Annotated in this window: 16 protein-coding genes and 1 pseudogene; 8 read left to right on the forward strand and 9 right to left on the reverse strand. The window is 43.8% G+C overall.

Translation table 11 applies throughout. The features are described 5' to 3' along the window. Nucleotides 1–21: 21 nt before the first annotated feature. From AB4114_RS08430 to AB4114_RS08450, 5 genes and pseudogenes are all read right to left on the reverse strand, one after another. Nucleotides 22–327 carry a LapA family protein gene (locus AB4114_RS08430; RefSeq protein ID WP_441988054.1) on the reverse strand — a complete coding sequence of 102 codons (306 nt, stop codon included), beginning with the start codon at nucleotides 325–327 and terminating at the stop codon, nucleotides 22–24. A 114-nt stretch (nucleotides 328–441) separates the two neighbouring features. Then, nucleotides 442–2232 (reverse strand): oligoendopeptidase F, encoded by a 1791-nt coding sequence (gene pepF, locus AB4114_RS08435; protein WP_441988055.1) that lies wholly within the window; start codon nucleotides 2230–2232, stop codon nucleotides 442–444. 248 nt (nucleotides 2233–2480) lie between these two features. After that, nucleotides 2481–2663, reverse strand: a complete 183-nt coding sequence (locus AB4114_RS08440) for a hypothetical protein (protein WP_028556538.1) — start codon at nucleotides 2661–2663, stop codon at nucleotides 2481–2483. Nucleotides 2664–2940: 277 nt separating this feature from the next. After that, nucleotides 2941–3582: pseudogene (locus tag AB4114_RS08445) on the reverse strand (TerC family protein); the annotation flags it as partial. A gap of 265 nt (nucleotides 3583–3847) precedes the next feature. Then, the gene (locus AB4114_RS08450; protein WP_441988056.1) at nucleotides 3848–4093 is read right to left on the reverse strand and encodes a hypothetical protein; all 246 of its coding nucleotides are present in this window, start codon (nucleotides 4091–4093) and stop codon (nucleotides 3848–3850) included. 189 nt (nucleotides 4094–4282) lie between these two features. On the opposite strand from AB4114_RS08450, the gene AB4114_RS08455 reads away from it, so the two are divergent. Continuing rightward, nucleotides 4283–4987, forward strand: coding sequence for a methyltransferase domain-containing protein (locus AB4114_RS08455; protein ID WP_441988057.1), 705 nt, complete (start codon nucleotides 4283–4285; stop codon nucleotides 4985–4987). 139 nt (nucleotides 4988–5126) lie between these two features. Beyond that, on the forward strand, nucleotides 5127–5324 hold the full coding sequence (locus AB4114_RS08460) for a cold shock domain-containing protein (RefSeq protein WP_028556542.1): 198 nt from the start codon (nucleotides 5127–5129) through the stop codon (nucleotides 5322–5324). 123 nt (nucleotides 5325–5447) lie between these two features. Here the strand turns inward: AB4114_RS08460 and AB4114_RS08465 are convergent, their stop codons facing one another. After that, the gene (locus tag AB4114_RS08465) at nucleotides 5448–6068 is read right to left on the reverse strand and encodes a TetR/AcrR family transcriptional regulator (RefSeq protein ID WP_171634012.1); all 621 of its coding nucleotides are present in this window, start codon (nucleotides 6066–6068) and stop codon (nucleotides 5448–5450) included. A gap of 122 nt (nucleotides 6069–6190) precedes the next feature. On the opposite strand from AB4114_RS08465, the gene AB4114_RS08470 reads away from it, so the two are divergent. Continuing rightward, on the forward strand, nucleotides 6191–8416 hold the full coding sequence (locus AB4114_RS08470; RefSeq protein WP_441988058.1) for an MMPL family transporter: 2226 nt from the start codon (nucleotides 6191–6193) through the stop codon (nucleotides 8414–8416). A 481-nt stretch (nucleotides 8417–8897) separates the two neighbouring features. Here the strand turns inward: AB4114_RS08470 and AB4114_RS08475 are convergent, their stop codons facing one another. From AB4114_RS08475 to AB4114_RS08485, 3 genes are all read right to left on the reverse strand, one after another. After that, entirely contained in the window at nucleotides 8898–9545 is a 648-nt protein-coding gene (locus AB4114_RS08475; RefSeq protein WP_441988150.1) for a nitroreductase family protein, read from the reverse strand. A 154-nt stretch (nucleotides 9546–9699) separates the two neighbouring features. Further along, nucleotides 9700–10878, reverse strand: coding sequence for an MFS transporter (locus AB4114_RS08480; protein WP_441988059.1), 1179 nt, complete (start codon nucleotides 10876–10878; stop codon nucleotides 9700–9702). A 20-nt stretch (nucleotides 10879–10898) separates the two neighbouring features. Continuing rightward, the gene (locus AB4114_RS08485; protein ID WP_441988060.1) at nucleotides 10899–12233 is read right to left on the reverse strand and encodes a multi antimicrobial extrusion protein MatE; all 1335 of its coding nucleotides are present in this window, start codon (nucleotides 12231–12233) and stop codon (nucleotides 10899–10901) included. A gap of 169 nt (nucleotides 12234–12402) precedes the next feature. On the opposite strand from AB4114_RS08485, the gene AB4114_RS08490 reads away from it, so the two are divergent. From AB4114_RS08490 to serS, 5 genes are all read left to right on the forward strand, one after another. Next, a complete protein-coding gene (locus tag AB4114_RS08490; protein ID WP_441988061.1) occupies nucleotides 12403–12717 on the forward strand; it encodes a hypothetical protein in 315 nt (104 codons plus the stop codon). A 28-nt stretch (nucleotides 12718–12745) separates the two neighbouring features. Then, on the forward strand, nucleotides 12746–13378 hold the full coding sequence (locus AB4114_RS08495) for a hypothetical protein (RefSeq protein ID WP_441988062.1): 633 nt from the start codon (nucleotides 12746–12748) through the stop codon (nucleotides 13376–13378). Between the two features lie 43 nt (nucleotides 13379–13421). Continuing rightward, nucleotides 13422–14447, forward strand: coding sequence for a tetraprenyl-beta-curcumene synthase family protein (locus tag AB4114_RS08500; RefSeq protein ID WP_441988151.1), 1026 nt, complete (start codon nucleotides 13422–13424; stop codon nucleotides 14445–14447). A 37-nt stretch (nucleotides 14448–14484) separates the two neighbouring features. Beyond that, entirely contained in the window at nucleotides 14485–15453 is a 969-nt protein-coding gene (gene pfkA / locus AB4114_RS08505; RefSeq protein WP_441988063.1) for a 6-phosphofructokinase, read from the forward strand. 303 nt (nucleotides 15454–15756) lie between these two features. Next, the gene (gene serS / locus AB4114_RS08510) at nucleotides 15757–17037 is read left to right on the forward strand and encodes a serine--tRNA ligase (protein WP_441988064.1); all 1281 of its coding nucleotides are present in this window, start codon (nucleotides 15757–15759) and stop codon (nucleotides 17035–17037) included. Nucleotides 17038–17150: the final 113 nt, after the last annotated feature.

A 17150-nucleotide genomic window follows, 5' to 3' on the forward strand; every position in this document is an offset into this window, starting at 1 on the left:
TTTCAGTAGTGCGGAATAAGTCTATACACTTGGCTCGTCCTGTTCTAGGTTGGAAACCGTGGAGGATATGGGTGTCTGATGTTGCGCTTCATGAAGTTGTTTCTCTAGTTGTTTAACTTTACGCTGCAGCTTATATTGACGTACCATGCCGAAGAGACCAACGATTAGACCACCTAATAAGGTTGAGGTTAAAATGACGAGAATCAAAGGGGTAGACGTCGTGACGAACATGAAGTTTACTTGTACCGGATCTACATTGACGACAGCGAAAACCGCTGTGATTAGAGCAAACACTAAAGCGCTGATTAGTATCCATTGCATCTTCATATAGCCATCATCCTCTCCTATTTAAGAAAAAGGTTGAAAGCCGCTGCTTTCAACCTTTTTCGTTTCTAACCGCCCTCATTAGCAATCAAAGGGTGGAGGTTAATGCGGATTCGTTTACTTCGTTAACTCTTCCATTTGGTCCAGCAACGAGCTGAATACGCTCATCGCTTGCTTAATTGGCTCAGGTGTAGACATGTCCACGCCAGCCTTCTTAAGAATGTTTAGCGAGTAGTCACTGCCGCCGCTTTTGAGGAAGCCGAGGTAGCGGTCAACCGCTGGCTGGCCTTCATCCAAAATCTGCTTCGCAAATGATGTAGCAGCAGAGAAGCCTGTCGCATATTTATAAACATAGAAGCTGTTATAGAAGTGAGGAATACGTGCCCATTCCATCTCGATATCTTGATCTACAACCATGTCATTGCCATGGTACAGCTTATTCAAGCCATAGTAGATTTCGCTGAACTCTTGTGGTGTCAGGGATTCGCCTTCTTCTGCCTTCTCATGCGTGATCATTTCGAACTCAGCAAACATCGTTTGACGGAATACTGTCGTACGGAACTGATCTGCGTAGTAGGTGAGCAAGTACATTTTTTCCTTCGGATCCGTTACTCGTTTCAATAGGTAATCCATGAGAAGGGCTTCATTTAGTGTTGAAGCAACTTCTGCTAAGAAAATAGTGTATTGCGCATAACGATACTCTTGGTTCTCATCCGACAAATAAGAATGAATCGCGTGACCCATCTCATGCGTCAACGTAAACATGCTGTTCAAGTTGTCTTTATGGTTCAACAATACGTACGGATGTGTGCCGTAAGCACCCCAGCTATAAGCACCATTGCGCTTATTTTTGTTCTCGTATACATCGATCCAATGGTTATCGAAGCCGTCTTGAAGAATTTTCAAGTAATTTTCGCCTAGTGGTGCCAAGCTTTTCTTGATTTCTTCTTTGGCTTGCTGATACGTAATATCCATTTTGAATTCTTCAACTAGCGGTGCAAAGAGGTCGTACATATGTAACTCATCAACCTTGAGCAGCTTTTTGCGGAGTTTGAGATACCGTTGTAGCTGCGGCAGGGATTCATGAATAGTGGAAATTAAGTTCGTATACACTTCTTTCTTGATATTGTCACCAAATAGCGTGGATTCAAGAACAGATGGGTAGTGACGCGCTTTGGCGTAGAAAATGTTTTTATTGATATTCGCGCTTAGTGTCGCACCAATCGTATTGCGATTATTGCGGTACGTTTCATAAACCGCTTTGAATGCATGCTTCCGAACCTCAGGGTCACGGCTCTCCAAGAACTGAATGTAGCTGCCGTGGGTAAGCTCAACTTCCTCACCTTTTTCATTCTTTACCTTCGGAAATTTCAGGTCTGCATTGTTCAGCATGCCAAAAATCGTACTCGGCGCCCCCGCCATCGTGCCTGCTTGAGCTAGAAGTGCTTCTTGTTCTTTCGATAACGTATGTGGCTTCTGACGAATCATTTCTTCAAGCGTATCTTTATAAAAAGATAAGGAAGGATCACTCACAAGCTGCTGAAGCTTTTCGTCCGAAAGGCTTAAAATTTCAGGAGAAATGAAGGAAGCTGCTTCCCCGACTTCAACACTGAGTTTTTTTGCTTTTTCGGATAAGGCTTGATATACAGGTTCAGCTGTATCTTCATGATGCTTCATGTTGGCGTAGACATATAATCTTTCCATTTTCACAGAAAGCTCATCTTCCAATTGGAAAATTTGCTTCACGGAAGCCGCATCATTAAGTTTTCCTTGGAAGGCACTGACTTTGCTAAGCGAGCTTTTTACCTCTTGAAATTCTTGATCCCAAGCCTTCTGATTAGCAAATAAATCCTCCAATTGCCAACGGTGCTCGGCCGGTACTTGCTTGCGTTCCAATAATTGAGTCATCGGAGCCCTCCTGTCCTTGTTTTGAGATTGGGGTAAGCTGGTATCCTTTGCGTGTAAATCAGCTATGGGGATGGAGCTTAGCAGAATGCCCATTACAGCTGTTACATAAAGAAGGCGCATCGCGGTCACGCTCCCGGCATATTCCCATGAGGGATGTTCTAACTGATATCCCAATCCATGGTTTTCACCTAGTATGACCGATTGCAAGTTTAATTATCATTATATGAAAAAGCTGGATGGAAGTAAATTCAAGTTCCTGCTCGGAAGAAGCTAAGCAAGATCAGAACGAAGGATATGGAAACCATAACAATCGCCAGCAAGGCCAGATAGCGTTTCATTTGTGCAGGGAGGCTGTCTTTTTTCATAATCAAAATGATTGCCAGGCAAAAGGATACAATTACAAATGTGAGTATAGATCCAGAATCGGTCATCGAAAATCATCCTTTTTCCTATAGAGTATGATACATGTTCCATATCATACTAATTTTCGCTACGCAGGGTCAAACTCCTTTTTCAACCGGCATGCTGCATGGAATCTTGGTTCGAATCCTCATCTTCCTCTTTCACCAGAATGAACTTGCCGCGTGAATCCATTTTGACTGTGAAACGATCCTCAGGAGAAATTTGTGCCTCTTCACTAAGCTCTTTGGGAAGTGTTAATTGACCACTATCCCCGACACTTACCTGATAGCCAATCATTTTCGCCCATTTACCAGCACCAAGCACGAGGACGACGAGTAATCCAATGAATAACCACTTGCCTAACGGATTGGATTCGAAGAAAGGAGCAAGAAAATTTTCTCCAGTAATCATCTTTCCAGCGGTAAGCGCAAGTACGCCTGCACCGATATAAATAATCGAAGGATACTTCTCGATCCATTTAATGAATAATGTGCTTCCCCAGACCACGATAGGAACACTGATCAGTAGACCAATAATCACGAGCAGGAAATTTCCGTGTGCCGCTCCAGCAACTGCGATGACATTATCTAACCCCATGACAGCATCCGCGATGATGATGGTCCGAATGGCTGCCCACATACTGTCTTTCACTTGCATAGTTTCATGATTTTTCTTTTCGCTCAGAAGCTTATACGAAATCCATAACAACAAGATGCCGCCGATAAGCAACAGTCCAGGTATTTTGAGCAGCGTTACAACGACAAGTGTTGCGAATGCACGAATCACAATCGCGCCAACGGTACCCCAGAGAATGACTTTCTTTTGTGTTTCCTTTTTCAAATTACGTGCAGCCATCCCAATTACAATCGCGTTATCACCAGCAAGCACCAGGTCAATCAGAATAATACTCAGCAGAGAGACGAAAAAGCCAGTTGACAACCAATCCATACGCGAACACACTCCTTCAAGGTTTTTTTGATGCAAAAAGAGCCCAGCACCATTAGTACGGTGAAGGCTCTAATTCATCAAAAAAGACCTTCACCAATGAACATGGCAAAGGTCTTGCTAACAACGTTGTCGTTGCCAATAAAGCCGGGATCTGATGAGGATCCGAATTGACGACTTTACTGTCTCAGCTACTCCCCTTTGGAGTGTTACTATGAGATTATACGTTTAATATATGCGGTACGTTTCAAAATAGTCCTCATATTTTTTAAACGTTTTTAAAATTATCCATAATAGCTTGCAATTCTTCCTCTGTACCATCGAAATTTTCTTTGGTAAAGCGCTCGTTAGCCCAGTGAAGCATGGCAGGTCGGCCAATAAAAGTATGGCATTCTTCGCCCCATTGATCAGAGATTTCGGTTAGAACGATTTTGGTACCTTGAACCTCGACATTCAGCATGTTCCATTTATCTTTTTTATAAATCGTATGTCTTTTGAAGGGTTGATGCGACATGGTTTTTTTCCTCGTTTCTGTAATAAGCTTATAGATGTAAACAATCGTATCATAAAATGCCGCCATTTCCAAACAGGGGGATCGATTATTTCGTTATTTTCTTGTTGCACAGGGGAATCTCTCGTGATAGAATTCTCCTAATCCTTTCCAGAGGGAAGGGGTTATGAGCCGAGTCGAGGAGAGATGAACATGGAACAGAAGCGTGTTTATGAGCAAATTGGGGTCGCAATGACCTCGAGATCGTATGTCGAATACGAGAAAATGTTTATGTTACAGAAGGCAGATTTGATTGGAAAACGAGTATTGGATGTCGCAGGTGGCGCATCTTCGTTTACGTCTGAAGCAAGGCAGTTTGGGATTTACGCAGAGGCGGTTGATCCATTATATGCGAAGTCGCCCAGTGCTATTTCAGATCATGGCATGCAAGAGATTGAGCTTGTCGCAACTAAAATGGCAAAACTAACCGATGTGTATGACTGGACGTTCTACGGTAATGTTGAAAACCATAAGGCAGGACGTATTCAAGCGTTACAACGTTTTATAGAGGACTTCTCAAGCGCGGAAGGATCAGCCAGATATCATACAGCTGCGTTACCTTCTTTACCGTTCGAATCGGAGAGCTTTGATCTCGTGATGTGCAGCCATTTTCTTTTTCTGTATGAAGAGCAGTTCGATTATGCGTTTCATGTAGGGGCTGTTCGTGAATTGCTTCGTGTCTGCAAGCCAGGCGGCGAGGTACGAATATATCCGCTAATGAGTTTCCGCACAGAGGAATATTCGCGTCTATCTGATCTAATCAACGAGTTCGCGTTGGCTGGATTTACCGTCAAAAAGCGAGAAGCTAGTCTACCTTTTCTACCGAATTCTCATCAATTTTTAAGCATAAAAAAGTAGCCCTCTGCATAGTGGAAAACCTTGCTACATCAACAAATTTCAGCTTATCCACCTCGGAATTTCCGTTGATTTTTCAACACTCAAATGGTATAATTTCCTTATTCGTCATAGATGGCGATATTTTTAGGAGGTTGTTCATTTGAAGGGTACAGTGAAATGGTTTAACGCAGAAAAAGGGTACGGTTTTATTTCTGTTGATGGAGGCGACGATGTATTCGTTCACTTCTCCGCAATTCAGGGCGAAGGATTCAAAACATTAGAAGAAGGCCAATCCGTTGAGTTTGATATTACTCAAGGTAACCGTGGTCCTCAAGCAGCTAACGTCACCAAATTATAAGACTCTGGGATTCCCTACTTATAAATAGTGTCATAGCACAAGCAATAAAGACAGTTCTCGAGTTCGCTCGGGGCTGTCTTTTTTGTTTGCTCGGAGATGTCATGCAAATGACTAATCCATTAGTCATTTTGGCGGGTATAAGCCATGCCATAGAATGTCGATAATTTGCGTAGCGGCTTCACCTTCATGAGGAAACATTTTATTTCCGTCGCCGTCCGTCGCATGGCCCATCATGAGAAGTGAAGTATAGGCGCGGGCTATTACACGTGGATTGACTGGACCGATTTCTCCGGAGTCAATCGACTTCTGGAATTCGGTTTCGAGCGCATCCAATATACCTTGTTCGGATTTGCGCATGGCTTTCATTTGCTCTTCGGAAAGTGTGGCCTCCATCTTGCGCATGAACGAATGCAGGTCGAAATCGACCGCTTTCAGATGTCCCACTGTAATGCCGAGAAGCCTTTCGCGAAGCGGCGCAGGTTCGCTTAAACGTTGAATGGTTACACGTCTTACATTATCCATCAACTGGATCATGGAGGCTGTAAGCAGGTCGGATTTGGAAGGGAAATAGTAATAAACAGATGCCTTCGTTACCTGGCATTCTTTGGCAATATCGTCCATGGAGACGGATTCGAAGCCCCGGGACAAAAATAAGGGAATAGCCGTCATTAGAATTTTCTGATTAAGAGGCATGTCTCCCTGGGAGACGCGAGGTCTGCCGAGAGCCTTTGATTTTTTTTCCATAAGTGTCACTCCTGAGAGGTTTTTAAATATAACTTGATTAATTAACTATATAGTATATATAATTAATTCTGTTGCAAGTATAATTATAACACTATTTCATTTTAAAGGAGAGAGGCTACATCATGCATGAAAATCCTTTTTTTAGTAAAATAGGCGGTGTTGTCGCGGGTCGCCGCAGTAAATGGGTAACATTGGCCATTTGGATTTTACTTACAGGCATTTTATCTGTCTTTCTACCTAACGTCAATTCACAAGAAAATAATGCTGCTAGGCAACTGCCATCCGATTCTTGGTCGCTAGAAGCAGCAGCGTTGATGAAAGAACAATTCCCAAGTAATGAGGGTGTGCCAGCACTCGTTGTTTGGTATCGTGGATCAGGTCTGACGGATCAAGATTTGGCAGCTGTTCAAAAGGTTACGAAACAGCTCACGGATATACCGTTAGCTGCTCAGAAGGGATTGCCCCCTTTGCATCAGATGCCTGCTCCTGCGTTAAAAAGCATGGTGTCCAAAGATGGCAAGATACTCGTCCTGCCGATTTCGTTTAACGAAGGGACGGAAACGGAAATCCTCCAGGAAGGTATGAAGAAGCTGGAAGAGATAACCGTAAGCCAATTAGGCAGTGACCCTTTTGAAGCTAAAATTGAGGAAGATGGTTTACATGCGCGAATTACAGGGCCAGTGGGCATTCAGACAGATGCAACGGCGCTATTCAAAGGAGCAGATTTTGCCTTACTCATGGCTACCGTGCTGCTTGTTCTCGTTCTTCTAATCCTGTTATATCGCTCACCGATTCTAGCTATTATTCCCTTAGTAGGTGTAGGTTTTGCATATGGCATCATTTCACCTATTCTAGGTTACCTTGCAAAGCAGGGATGGATTACCGTTGACGCGCAGTCAATCTCCATTATGACTGTCCTATTGTTTGGAGCAGGAACGGATTATTGCCTCTTCTTCGTGGCTCGCTACCGACAGGCCTTATTGGTTGAGAAAGACAAATATACCGCACTTCGTGTTTCATTCGGTGGTTCAACAGGTGCAATCGGGATGAGTGGACTCACTGTCATTGTTTCCTTATTGGGCTTGCTATTTGCTCATTATGGCTCCAATCATCGGTTCGCGATTCCGTTTAGCGTAGCGATCTTCATTATGGCCGTTGCGAGTCTAACGCTTGTCCCAGCGCTTCTTGCCATTATTGGACGTGTGTCTTTCTACCCGTTCATTCCGTTGACAGCAGAAATGCGAGCAGAGAAAGAAGCGCGCAAAGGGAAGCGAATTCGCGAGCAAAAGCCTGTTGGTGCCCTGAATACTGCTCTTGGGCGAGTGGTAACGGAAAGACCCAAAAGCGTACTCGCAATTTCATTAATCATTCTTATTGCTTTAGCAGCTTTCGCCCCACAAATTAAGTTTACGTATAATATTTTGGAATCGTTCCCTTCCACAATGCCGTCACGAGAAGGCTTTAGCCTGTTATCAGAGCATGTTTCACCGGGATCACTGGCACCGGTCAAAGTGGTCGTTAACACGGAAGGTAAGACGGCAGATGTCCAAGGAGTCCTGTCAAAGTTACCTTATGTGGAATCAGTTAGTAAACCAGAGGATAGTAAGAAGGACGCCAATTACAAGGCATATGAGTTGATTTTTAAGCAAGATCCATACGACTTGGCTGTTATCAATCGGATTCCAGAGATTCGAAACACCTTGGAACAGAAGCTAATGGAGGCAGGTATAGCGAACCCGCAGGTTTGGGTAGGAGGAGAGACTGCCACCCAATATGACACCAAGACCGTCGTAGAGCGGGATACGAAAATTGTTATCCCTGTTGTTATCACGGTTATCGCGATTCTGCTACTCGTGTATTTACGGTCCATTGTTGCAACCGTCTATCTGATAGCAACGGTACTGCTTTCCTATTACTCGGCGTTAGGTGCTGGGTGGCTTATCCTGCACTATTTCATGGATACAGCCGCGATCCAAGGATTGATTCCGCTGTATGCATTTGTCTTTCTCGTAGCGTTAGGCGAGGATTATAATATTTTCATGATTTCGAGCATTTGGCAGGAAAGGAATCGTTTGAGTTTGAAGGATGCGATACGTTTAGGCGTTAGCTCAACGAGCAGTGTTATCACTTCAGCGGGCTTGATTTTGGCAGGCACCTTTGCGGTTCTAGCATCGCTGCCGATTCAAGTGCTTGTGCAGTTCGGTGTCATTTGTGCCGTCGGTGTTATATTAGATACTTTCATCGTACGGCCGTTCCTTGTCCCTTCCATCACGATGTTGCTTGGTGATGCGGTGTTTTGGCCAAGTAAAGTGAAGCGTGCGCCACTCGCGTCTGGTTCTAAGAATTAAGTATGTAAAAAGGAGCATCCGTTTAAATCGCGGACAGCTCCTTTTTATGTGCGTCTAGTATGGGTGTTTTCTATAAGGTGAAGAGTAATGTGGCCAGTTAAGTAACTGGATTTTCAAATAAATGTAAAAAATACAGTTGATTTTAACGATTTGCATGAGATTAAATGAATAGATGGAAAAAGTACATCTAATATAAGGTAGATTGGCCGTTTAATGTATTGTGGCAGAAATTAACTGTAGGAAATCCATCTATCGCTCCCAAATGAGGAGAATGAGCAAAAATAACAACATAAAATCCATTTAATTTGTTTGTGGCGGTGGAGTAAGGTTTGGCTGGAGAAGTAAATATTGAGGCAGATTGGTGAGTCGGTCGGATGAAAAAAACCAGGTAACATCCCCAAAATCGGATGCTATCTGGTTTAGTTTGGTTTACTACGCTGTCACTCATACTTGAAGGACTTCGATAAACATTTTTCTTATTCTAGTCGATGATTTCAAGAATATCGTCAATTTCTTTACGTGCCATTTTACTAGGCTTATCCTTCGGATAGCCAAGGGAAATGACCATGTTAATTTGATACTCTGCTGGAATCTCCAGGTAAGCCCGGATTTGATCCTGTGCTAACAGCACAGGGCCTGTCATAGGGCATGTAGCGAGTCCTCTAGCGTGCGCAGCAAGCATCAAGTTCTGCGAAGCAAGGCAAGAGCTCTTGATGCCTTCTTCGGCCCAAACATGATCATCGACCAATTGAATGGGGTCGAAGATGCGATCACGGAATTTGGATTCATAAGGTGTCGCCAAGCAAATGATGAGTACAGGCGCGTCCGAGAATGCTGTTGCGTAAGGCCCGAAGGATCTCACTAGCATGCGTGCTTCTCTGGATAGCCCTTTCTCCTCGGCAGCCGCGGCACGTAAATGCAGCTGATCCCAAGTTAATTGCTCGATATGTTTGATTTTCTCTGTATTTCGAATGGCGATAAATTTCCATGTTTGTGAGTTCGTATCGCTGGGAGCATAACGAGCACAGTCGATAATTTCGCGAATATCTTCAACTGCAACGGTTTGCTCGGTAAAGTTGCGAATGCTGCGTCGTTCTAAAACGATGGTTTTGAAATCTTCATACATCATAATAAATGTGTACCTACCTTTGCTGCTCATAATGTTCATCTTGGATTATTACTTGGTACTAAGACTATATCCTTATTATAGGGGAGATCATCAAGGAGTACAACTGCTGTTACTCCCAATATGCTCAAGTACTAAGGAAGTAAGCATTCTTTTATCAACGACTAGGAAGGGCTTCCTCATTCTTTTGAAACAAATACGTGCACAGAAAGCCTATGGCTGACGTTATTGATAAGCACGCTGCAATCATATAAACGGTACTTCCACCAGCTTCGTTATAGATCCAACCACCTGCCGTGCCGCTTATCAAACCAGCTATACTAGACCAGGCGACAGCGAATATGGCTTGACCTGAAGAGCGGTACTCATCAGGAATAATTTGACTCAAATAACGATTCGCTGTGAAGAGGAAAACACCGAAAGTTAAGCTATGTAGAAGCTGAATGCCGATAACCCAAACTGGATCCTGAATGAAACTCATCATGACGAAGCGGAAAGCGTAAATCACACCAGCAAAGGCAAGTAAGGGTAATTCCTTGAAGCGATGCCCGTGTCTGCTGAGATAGAAAAAGACCGGAATTTCACTGAGTGCGGATGTCATCCACGCATATCCGATGAGTGAATCAGAAGCACCGAGCTGACGCATATACAGTGCTAAGAAGCCATCATTGAACCGATGTGATACCGACATGATGATCACAAGCGTAAGGAACCAAATGAATTTTTTGGAACGGATAATGTTCACCATACCGCCAAAGGCCATTTTTTTGCCGCCTTGACGCGTATCTTTCAGCAGAAAAAGAATGATTAATGTACAGCCGATCGTTATAAAAAGCAAGATAGGTGTAAGTCCCGTTCCATAGGCTCGTAGGATTAGACCGAATCCGCCGGCTGAAAGGGCGAAGCCAATGGAGCCATACACGCGGAATGAGGCGTAGCTTTTTCCACTCGATCGGACATGCAGCATAACTTGGCTGTCATTCAAGGAGTTCACGGGCTGTTGGAAGAAGAAAAACGCTGCCAAACAGACGTAGAGCAGGGAAAACCAGCCTGCGGTAGAAACCAAGACGGCAGTGACGAGCTGGCCGAGGATCAGAATAATCATGATTTTCTTGACGGTTTGAAACCGGTCGCTCAGGAACCCCCACAATAGGTTGGTTGCAATGCCGATCAGTGGTCCGATGGCGTAGAGCAAGCCGATTTGGATCTTAGAATATCCTTTATAATCGAAATAAAGCGGGAAAAAAGTCACGACAATCCCCATCGTCATAAAAAATGAAAAAGTAAACATTTTAAGCAATCGATCATTTCTATCAATCTCATTTGAATTTGCCAAGCGTAATCATCACCATTTCGTTACATATTTTCTTGAGGTTGACTAAGTTGTTGCACATCATTTGTTCGTTTGAGCACATAGATGACGACAAGCAGTTCTGCTAACATGCCTACAGATTGGGCTAGCGCGCCGATCATCCCGTTCCAGCTAGGAACCGTTGCAATGGCAACGAATAAAGTGATTACCGTAATAGTAGCATTCGCAGATTGCGAGAAAACCATGATTTTTGTTTGGCCGCGCAGCATAATAATCCCATTCATATAATCAAGCCACGGGAATACAATCGTCATGATCATGAAAATTCGCATGGCACTTAGGCTTGCTTGTTTCAGTTCTGCATTTACACCCATGACGTGAGTCATAAACCAAGGGCCGATCGGCGTATAAGCCAGTATGGCAATTAGTGCTCCTGGAATGAAGCTAAGCAGGAGAATGAATTTTTTGACTCGCACAGCATCTTTACGATAGAAATTTAAGACGATTTGATGTATGTAGGAGAAGAAACTCATAACTAACTGTGTTAAGGATCCAGCGATCGCAAAGGATGAGATAGCTAGATGGATATGTGTTGTTTTACCTAACATTGCATTAATTGATGGTCCAATAATGACTGCGATAACAGATGAATATAAGAGCGGTTTGTAAAAGCTAAAAATTTGCTGCTTCGTCTCAATTGGATGATTGGGTGCTTTCTCCGGAATAACATGCTTGAGTAAGCTTGTCCCCTCCCAAATCGCAACAGCTGCTTCAATGACCATACCGACAAGGAAAATAATGGCACCTACTTTACCACTGGAGACATTATCCGTTGTGATGAAATATAAAGATAAGAAATACATCGCGATAATCCTTACGCCCATGCCGATAGTGAGCCATTTGGTACGCATATTGAAAATGATAATTCCGTGAAATAAACAACGTAAACCAGAGAAGATGCTTACATACATGAGGATGCGATAAACACTTAATGTAGCAGCTAGCATTTCACGTTCTACGCCGAAAAAATAAAGAAACACCCATTCTCCAACCGGTGTGTAACAGAGTATGAGGCCAAGCAGGATGATACAGGCAAAAACGTATGAGCTGACAACGCCCATGGCACGGAACGAAATCCGGTCCCTGACAAGTGCCGAGCAGGCTTGTCGTAGCAATACAACGGGTCTTTCAGTCAGTCCTAGTAGACTTAGGGGAATGGCATAGCTGGCGATGACGACCTCGGGATTATCTGCCCTAGCCAAGGTGCTGTTAATAATAACATGCGAGAGGGTTACAAGCGTTGCAGAAAGTCCGAGGGGGAGGAAAAAGGAGATGAGCTGTTTCCATGTGATGGTTTCCTTTATTGTCTTAGCATTCATCCAAATCGCACTCCTTCGCGTTTTGCAAACATTTCTTAAGTATATCAGAAAATGAAATCGGGATGACATACAATTTTAACTGGAAACCGAAGGTTTGAAGTGATACATTTAAAGGTAGAATGTTTCTTGAATAAGACAGACAGTTTTGCCTGCAAGGAGGTACACAGGAATGAACAGCTATTTTCAGTATGATGAGAGACTCGGCATTGAGATTCCTGTTTTGGAATTGGAGTGGGAAATGTATGATGCTGTTGTTCGCATAAATCTGTTATTACAGTGGGAACAAATACGAGGCGTTATTCCAGATCGTATTATGAAATTGGAAGCACAAATTATTGAAAAGCAAAATAAACTCGATAAGGAAGACGATTTTGTAACCTCCTGCCGTTTGAATTCCGATATTGCTGACTTGGCTTCAATCATAAATGATCTTCATCTCTGGTTTCGGACTAATCAGGATTTGGAATCAAAAACCCACCATTAATGGTTGTCAATGAAGGGAGAATGACTGCATGCATAGCAATAAGGATGGGAATAACTGGTTAGAAACGATAGCGAAACCACTTCTGGAGCATCTCCCTGCGCTTTATCCAATTGAAGAGTGGGACGTCGCGATGGATGCACGGATTGAAGGACTTTCAACATCATTGATTACGGAAGGAAGTCCGGAGCAACTCCCCTATGGATTAGCTATTAAAGCAGGCTTGTTTCTTCTAAATGAAAGTTTAGATAAATCTCACGATATATCGCAGGAAATTACCAATCCAACCGGGAGTTACTGGCATGCGCTAATGCATCGGATGGAAGGCGATTATAGTAATGCGAAATACTGGTTTAACGATGTTGGTCATCATCCTATTTATTCTAATCTAATCCAATTTGTAAGAGATAATCTATCGCTTAAAGACTTCATGGAATTGGACAATGAAGCACTTCGACATAAGCTTGAAGTACTTGTAACATCGCCAGTTTGGAATCCATACGTATTTATTGATGTGATTGAAATTCAGGTATCGCTTGTTCAGAATCCTACAGTTGATAGTTGGTTACGCCAAATACAGCGATCTGAAATGCAATTATTACTTCAATTCTGCTATGAACAAAGTTGTGGAGGAAGTTTACTTGAAGCAATTGGACAAAAGTAGAATAATGAGCCATGCGAAGGTTCCGCAGGGGCCAATTCGATTAATGATTAGTGTGTATCGCTATATTTTACCCGGTGTCAATGAACAATTGAGCTTCTGGAAAAGTAGAGCGGCAAGTATTCCCGATGAAGAGCTTCGTACGCAAGCGCTAGCAAGCATTGCAATGAAGCAATTTCATTGTCAAGGAGGAGCTGTGTATGCAGCTGCTCATTTATCGATGCGCCACGTGCTTATTCCACTCATCGTCGCATTCCAGTCCATCAGTGACTACTTGGATAATTTATGTGATCGAAGCACGTCGCTGGATCCTAAGGATTTTCGACAATTGCATCAATCTATGCTGGATGCAGTTGATCCTGCGAAGCCTTTGCATGATTACTATGCGTTCAGAGATGAGAAAGAAGACGGCGGCTATTTAAAAGACCTTGTTCAGCAATGCCAAACTTCTATTAGCCAGATGCCATCGTATTTGAAAGTAGCTGACCAGGTCAAAGAATTTGTAGGCTTATACTGTGATTTGCAGGTGTACAAGCATATTCGTAAGGATTTACGCGAGCCACAGCTGCATCAATGGTGGGATGATCATCACCATAAATATAGCCAGATTGATTGGAATGAGTTTGCAGCTGCAACGGGTTCAACGTTAGGCATGTTTATGTTATTTTTGGGTGGGTGTGATCCGAATCTGACGGACAAGCAAGTGGATTCCATCCGGGAAGCTTATTTTCCTTATGTGTGCGGACTTCATATTCTGCTTGATTATTTAATTGATCAGGAAGAAGATATTGTAGGTGGAGACTTGAATTTCTGTACCTACTACGATTCGTTAGATACAACCGTAGAGCGAATCGCTTTCATTGTCCAAGAGGCGAGGAGTAAAATTTTGTTCTTGGAACATCCGAGATTTCATCGTATGATTATCGAAGGTTTGCTTGCTCTCTATTTATCTGACCCTAAGGTCAACAGTCAACATCAAGTGAAGAAAATCTCAAAGCGTCTGATGAAAAACAGTCCTTTAACCAGGCTATTTTTCTGGATAAATAGTATGTACATCCGTACGACATCATGAATGTCATTCACAAGAATTATGAAGGAGGAAATTTAATATGTCAGCAGTAAAATCAATTGCCGTTTTAACCAGTGGAGGAGATTCTCAAGGTATGAATGCAGCGGTTCGAGCGGTTGTTCGAAGTGCATTATACCATGGGCTCGAAGTGTATGCCGTTCAACGCGGATATCAAGGTCTTATTAATGATGATATTCGTAAAATGGACTTGCGTAGCGTAGGTGACATTATTCAGCGTGGGGGAACGATTCTCCAAACGGCTCGTTGTAAAGAATTTATGACACCTGAAGGACAGCAAATGGGTGCAGACAACTTGCGTAGACGCGGAATTGACGGCCTAGTTGTTATTGGTGGAGATGGTTCCTATCAAGGTGCGAACAAGCTTAGCAAATTGGGTATCAAAACGATGGGCCTTCCGGGGACAATCGACAACGATATCCCATTCACTGATTTTACAATTGGGTTCGATACAGCTGTAAGTATCGTTGTGGATGCCATTAATAAGCTGCGGGATACGATGACATCTCATGAACGTTCATCGGTTGTCGAAGTTATGGGACGTCATTGTGGTGAAATTGCCCTGTATGCGGGACTTGCCAGCGGTGCTGAAACCATTATTGTGCCAGAGGTGAACGTGGATGTTACCGAGGTTGCTAATCGGATGAAGGATAACTTCAACCATGGCAAACGTCACAGTATTATCCTTGTAGCTGAAGGAGCAGGAACTGGTGAAGGCATTGCGAAACAGATCACGGAAACGAATGGCATTGAGCCTCGTGTAACCGTTCTTGGTCATATTCAACGCGGTGGTGCGCCTACGCATAATGACCGTATCTTGGCAAGCCGTCTAGGTGATTTTGCTGTTCGCAAACTGATGGAGGGTGATTCTTCCAAAGCTTGCGGTATTATCAAAGGTGAGCTTGTGGCAACGGATATCGATCTTGTTGTCAACACGAAACGTAGCTTTAACATGGAACTTTATGAATTGGCTAGCCGTTTGTCTCAATAAGCCTAATTTTGTGAATAGGTGTTGATCTTCATTTGCATTTCGGCTATAATAGCGAACAACATATAAATTGACATCATGTCTATGAAGAGCATCCAACTCGGAGACGTTCATGATCGGAAGGATCGCCCCAAAGCCTTCTCTAAATAAACCGGCACCGCCCGTTATCGCGGAACCAAGCGGATGATGACTATTCATGTCATCATCAAGTTGGGTGGCACCGCGAGCAGAACGCTCCTCGTCCCAATCGGACTGAGGGCGTTTTTTGTCTTTTTCACCAATAAGAAAAGGAAGCGGTGACGGAACATGCTGGATATCAAATGGATTCGAAACAACCAAGATCAAGTGAAAGAAGCAGCGATTCGAAAAGGTGTAGAATGCCACGTTGAGGAACTGCTCGTAGTCGATGAGAAGAAAAGAGAATTGCTGGGCCAAGTTGATCTGCTGCGCGCAGATCGCAATCGTGCTTCGGAGCAAATCGCATCGTTAATGATGCATAGGAAAACCGCCGAGGCAGAAGGCTTGAAGGAGAAAGTCCGTGGCTGGAATCAGGGCTTAACCCTACTTGAAGCGGAATTGAACGAGTATGAACAGAGATTCAAGGAACTCATGCTGAAAATACCGAATCTAGCTTCGCCGGATACACCAATAGGTGAGAGCGATCAAGAGAATGTAGAGCTGAAGGTCATTGGAGATAAGCCAACTTTTAACTTTGAGATGAAAGATCACCTTCAGCTTGGTGAAGCGCTGAACATGATTGATGTTGCTCGGGGTGTGAAGATCGCAGGCAGCCGCAACTATTATCTCAAAGGGATGGGGCTTTATTTGCACAGGGCTGTCCAGCAGCTGGCCATAGACTTGCTAACGGATCGTGGATTCACCGTCATGGATGTACCGCTCATGGTACGGGAGGAAATACTGCTGAATGCGGCTTTCTTTCCAGCAGGCAAAGATCAAACGTATGAGCTTCCTGCGGACAACACATGGTTAGTCGGTACTTCGGAAGGTCCGTTGATTTCGTACTATGGAGGGGAGATCGTCGATCTATCGGAGGGGCCGATTCAGCTAGCTGCCGTATCGAACTGCTTCCGGAAGGAAGCGGGCTCAGCGGGAAGAGATGTACGAGGCTTATATCGAGTTCATCAATTCGCCAAAGTTGAGCAAGTGATTCTCTGCGAAAATAATACGGATGAGGCAGATCGCATGCTGCAGTTGATTACACAAAATGCCGAGGATTTACTTGCTTGTCTAGAACTGCCATACCGCATTGTAGCGGTGTGCTCGGGGGACATGGGGGCCAAAAACTACAAGCAATTCGATATTGAAACATGGATGCCTAGCCGAGGGGCATACGGTGAAACGCATTCATCGTCGAGCCTGCTGGATTTCCAAGCTAGGCGCAGTAATTTACGCTATCGGGATCCAGAAGGTGAGTTGCGTTATTGTTACACGTTGAATAATACCGCCGTTGCATCGCCGCGGATCCTTATTCCATTGCTTGAAAATCACCAACAGGCAGATGGCTCGATTTATATCCCACCTGCGTTGCGACCGTATATGCGAGGGCTGGAAGCCATTAGCGTTTAAAGAGAAAGCCCCTTATCCTAAGTGTTTCAGTAGGATAAGGGGCTTTTTGTTGAGAGCGGCGGATTTACTTTGGCTAGGATTTTCGGTGCTTACTGGCTTCCGAGCTTCTGAGC

Source organism: Paenibacillus sp. 2RAB27, assembly GCF_052115445.1.
GTDB lineage: Bacteria > Bacillota > Bacilli > Paenibacillales > NBRC-103111 > Paenibacillus_E.

What these genes read in the sequence shown, in the direction of transcription:
- AB4114_RS08430 (WP_441988054.1), bottom strand. Translation starts at nt 327, where the DNA reads ATGAAGATGCAATGGATACTAATCAGCGCTTTAGTGTTTGCTCTAATC.
- pepF (WP_441988055.1), bottom strand. Translation starts at nt 2,232, where the DNA reads ATGACTCAATTATTGGAACGCAAGCAAGTACCGGCCGAGCACCGTTGG.
- AB4114_RS08440 (WP_028556538.1), bottom strand. Translation starts at nt 2,663, where the DNA reads ATGACCGATTCTGGATCTATACTCACATTTGTAATTGTATCCTTTTGC.
- AB4114_RS08450 (WP_441988056.1), bottom strand. Translation starts at nt 4,093, where the DNA reads ATGTCGCATCAACCCTTCAAAAGACATACGATTTATAAAAAAGATAAA.
- AB4114_RS08455 (WP_441988057.1), top strand. Translation starts at nt 4,283, where the DNA reads ATGGAACAGAAGCGTGTTTATGAGCAAATTGGGGTCGCAATGACCTCG.
- AB4114_RS08465 (WP_171634012.1), bottom strand. Translation starts at nt 6,068, where the DNA reads ATGGAAAAAAAATCAAAGGCTCTCGGCAGACCTCGCGTCTCCCAGGGA.
- AB4114_RS08470 (WP_441988058.1), top strand. Translation starts at nt 6,191, where the DNA reads ATGCATGAAAATCCTTTTTTTAGTAAAATAGGCGGTGTTGTCGCGGGT.
- AB4114_RS08475 (WP_441988150.1), bottom strand. Translation starts at nt 9,545, where the DNA reads ATGATGTATGAAGATTTCAAAACCATCGTTTTAGAACGACGCAGCATT.
- AB4114_RS08485 (WP_441988060.1), bottom strand. Translation starts at nt 12,233, where the DNA reads ATGAATGCTAAGACAATAAAGGAAACCATCACATGGAAACAGCTCATC.
- AB4114_RS08490 (WP_441988061.1), top strand. Translation starts at nt 12,403, where the DNA reads ATGAACAGCTATTTTCAGTATGATGAGAGACTCGGCATTGAGATTCCT.
- AB4114_RS08495 (WP_441988062.1), top strand. Translation starts at nt 12,746, where the DNA reads ATGCATAGCAATAAGGATGGGAATAACTGGTTAGAAACGATAGCGAAA.
- AB4114_RS08500 (WP_441988151.1), top strand. Translation starts at nt 13,422, where the DNA reads ATGATTAGTGTGTATCGCTATATTTTACCCGGTGTCAATGAACAATTG.
- pfkA (WP_441988063.1), top strand. Translation starts at nt 14,485, where the DNA reads ATGTCAGCAGTAAAATCAATTGCCGTTTTAACCAGTGGAGGAGATTCT.
- serS (WP_441988064.1), top strand. Translation starts at nt 15,757, where the DNA reads ATGCTGGATATCAAATGGATTCGAAACAACCAAGATCAAGTGAAAGAA.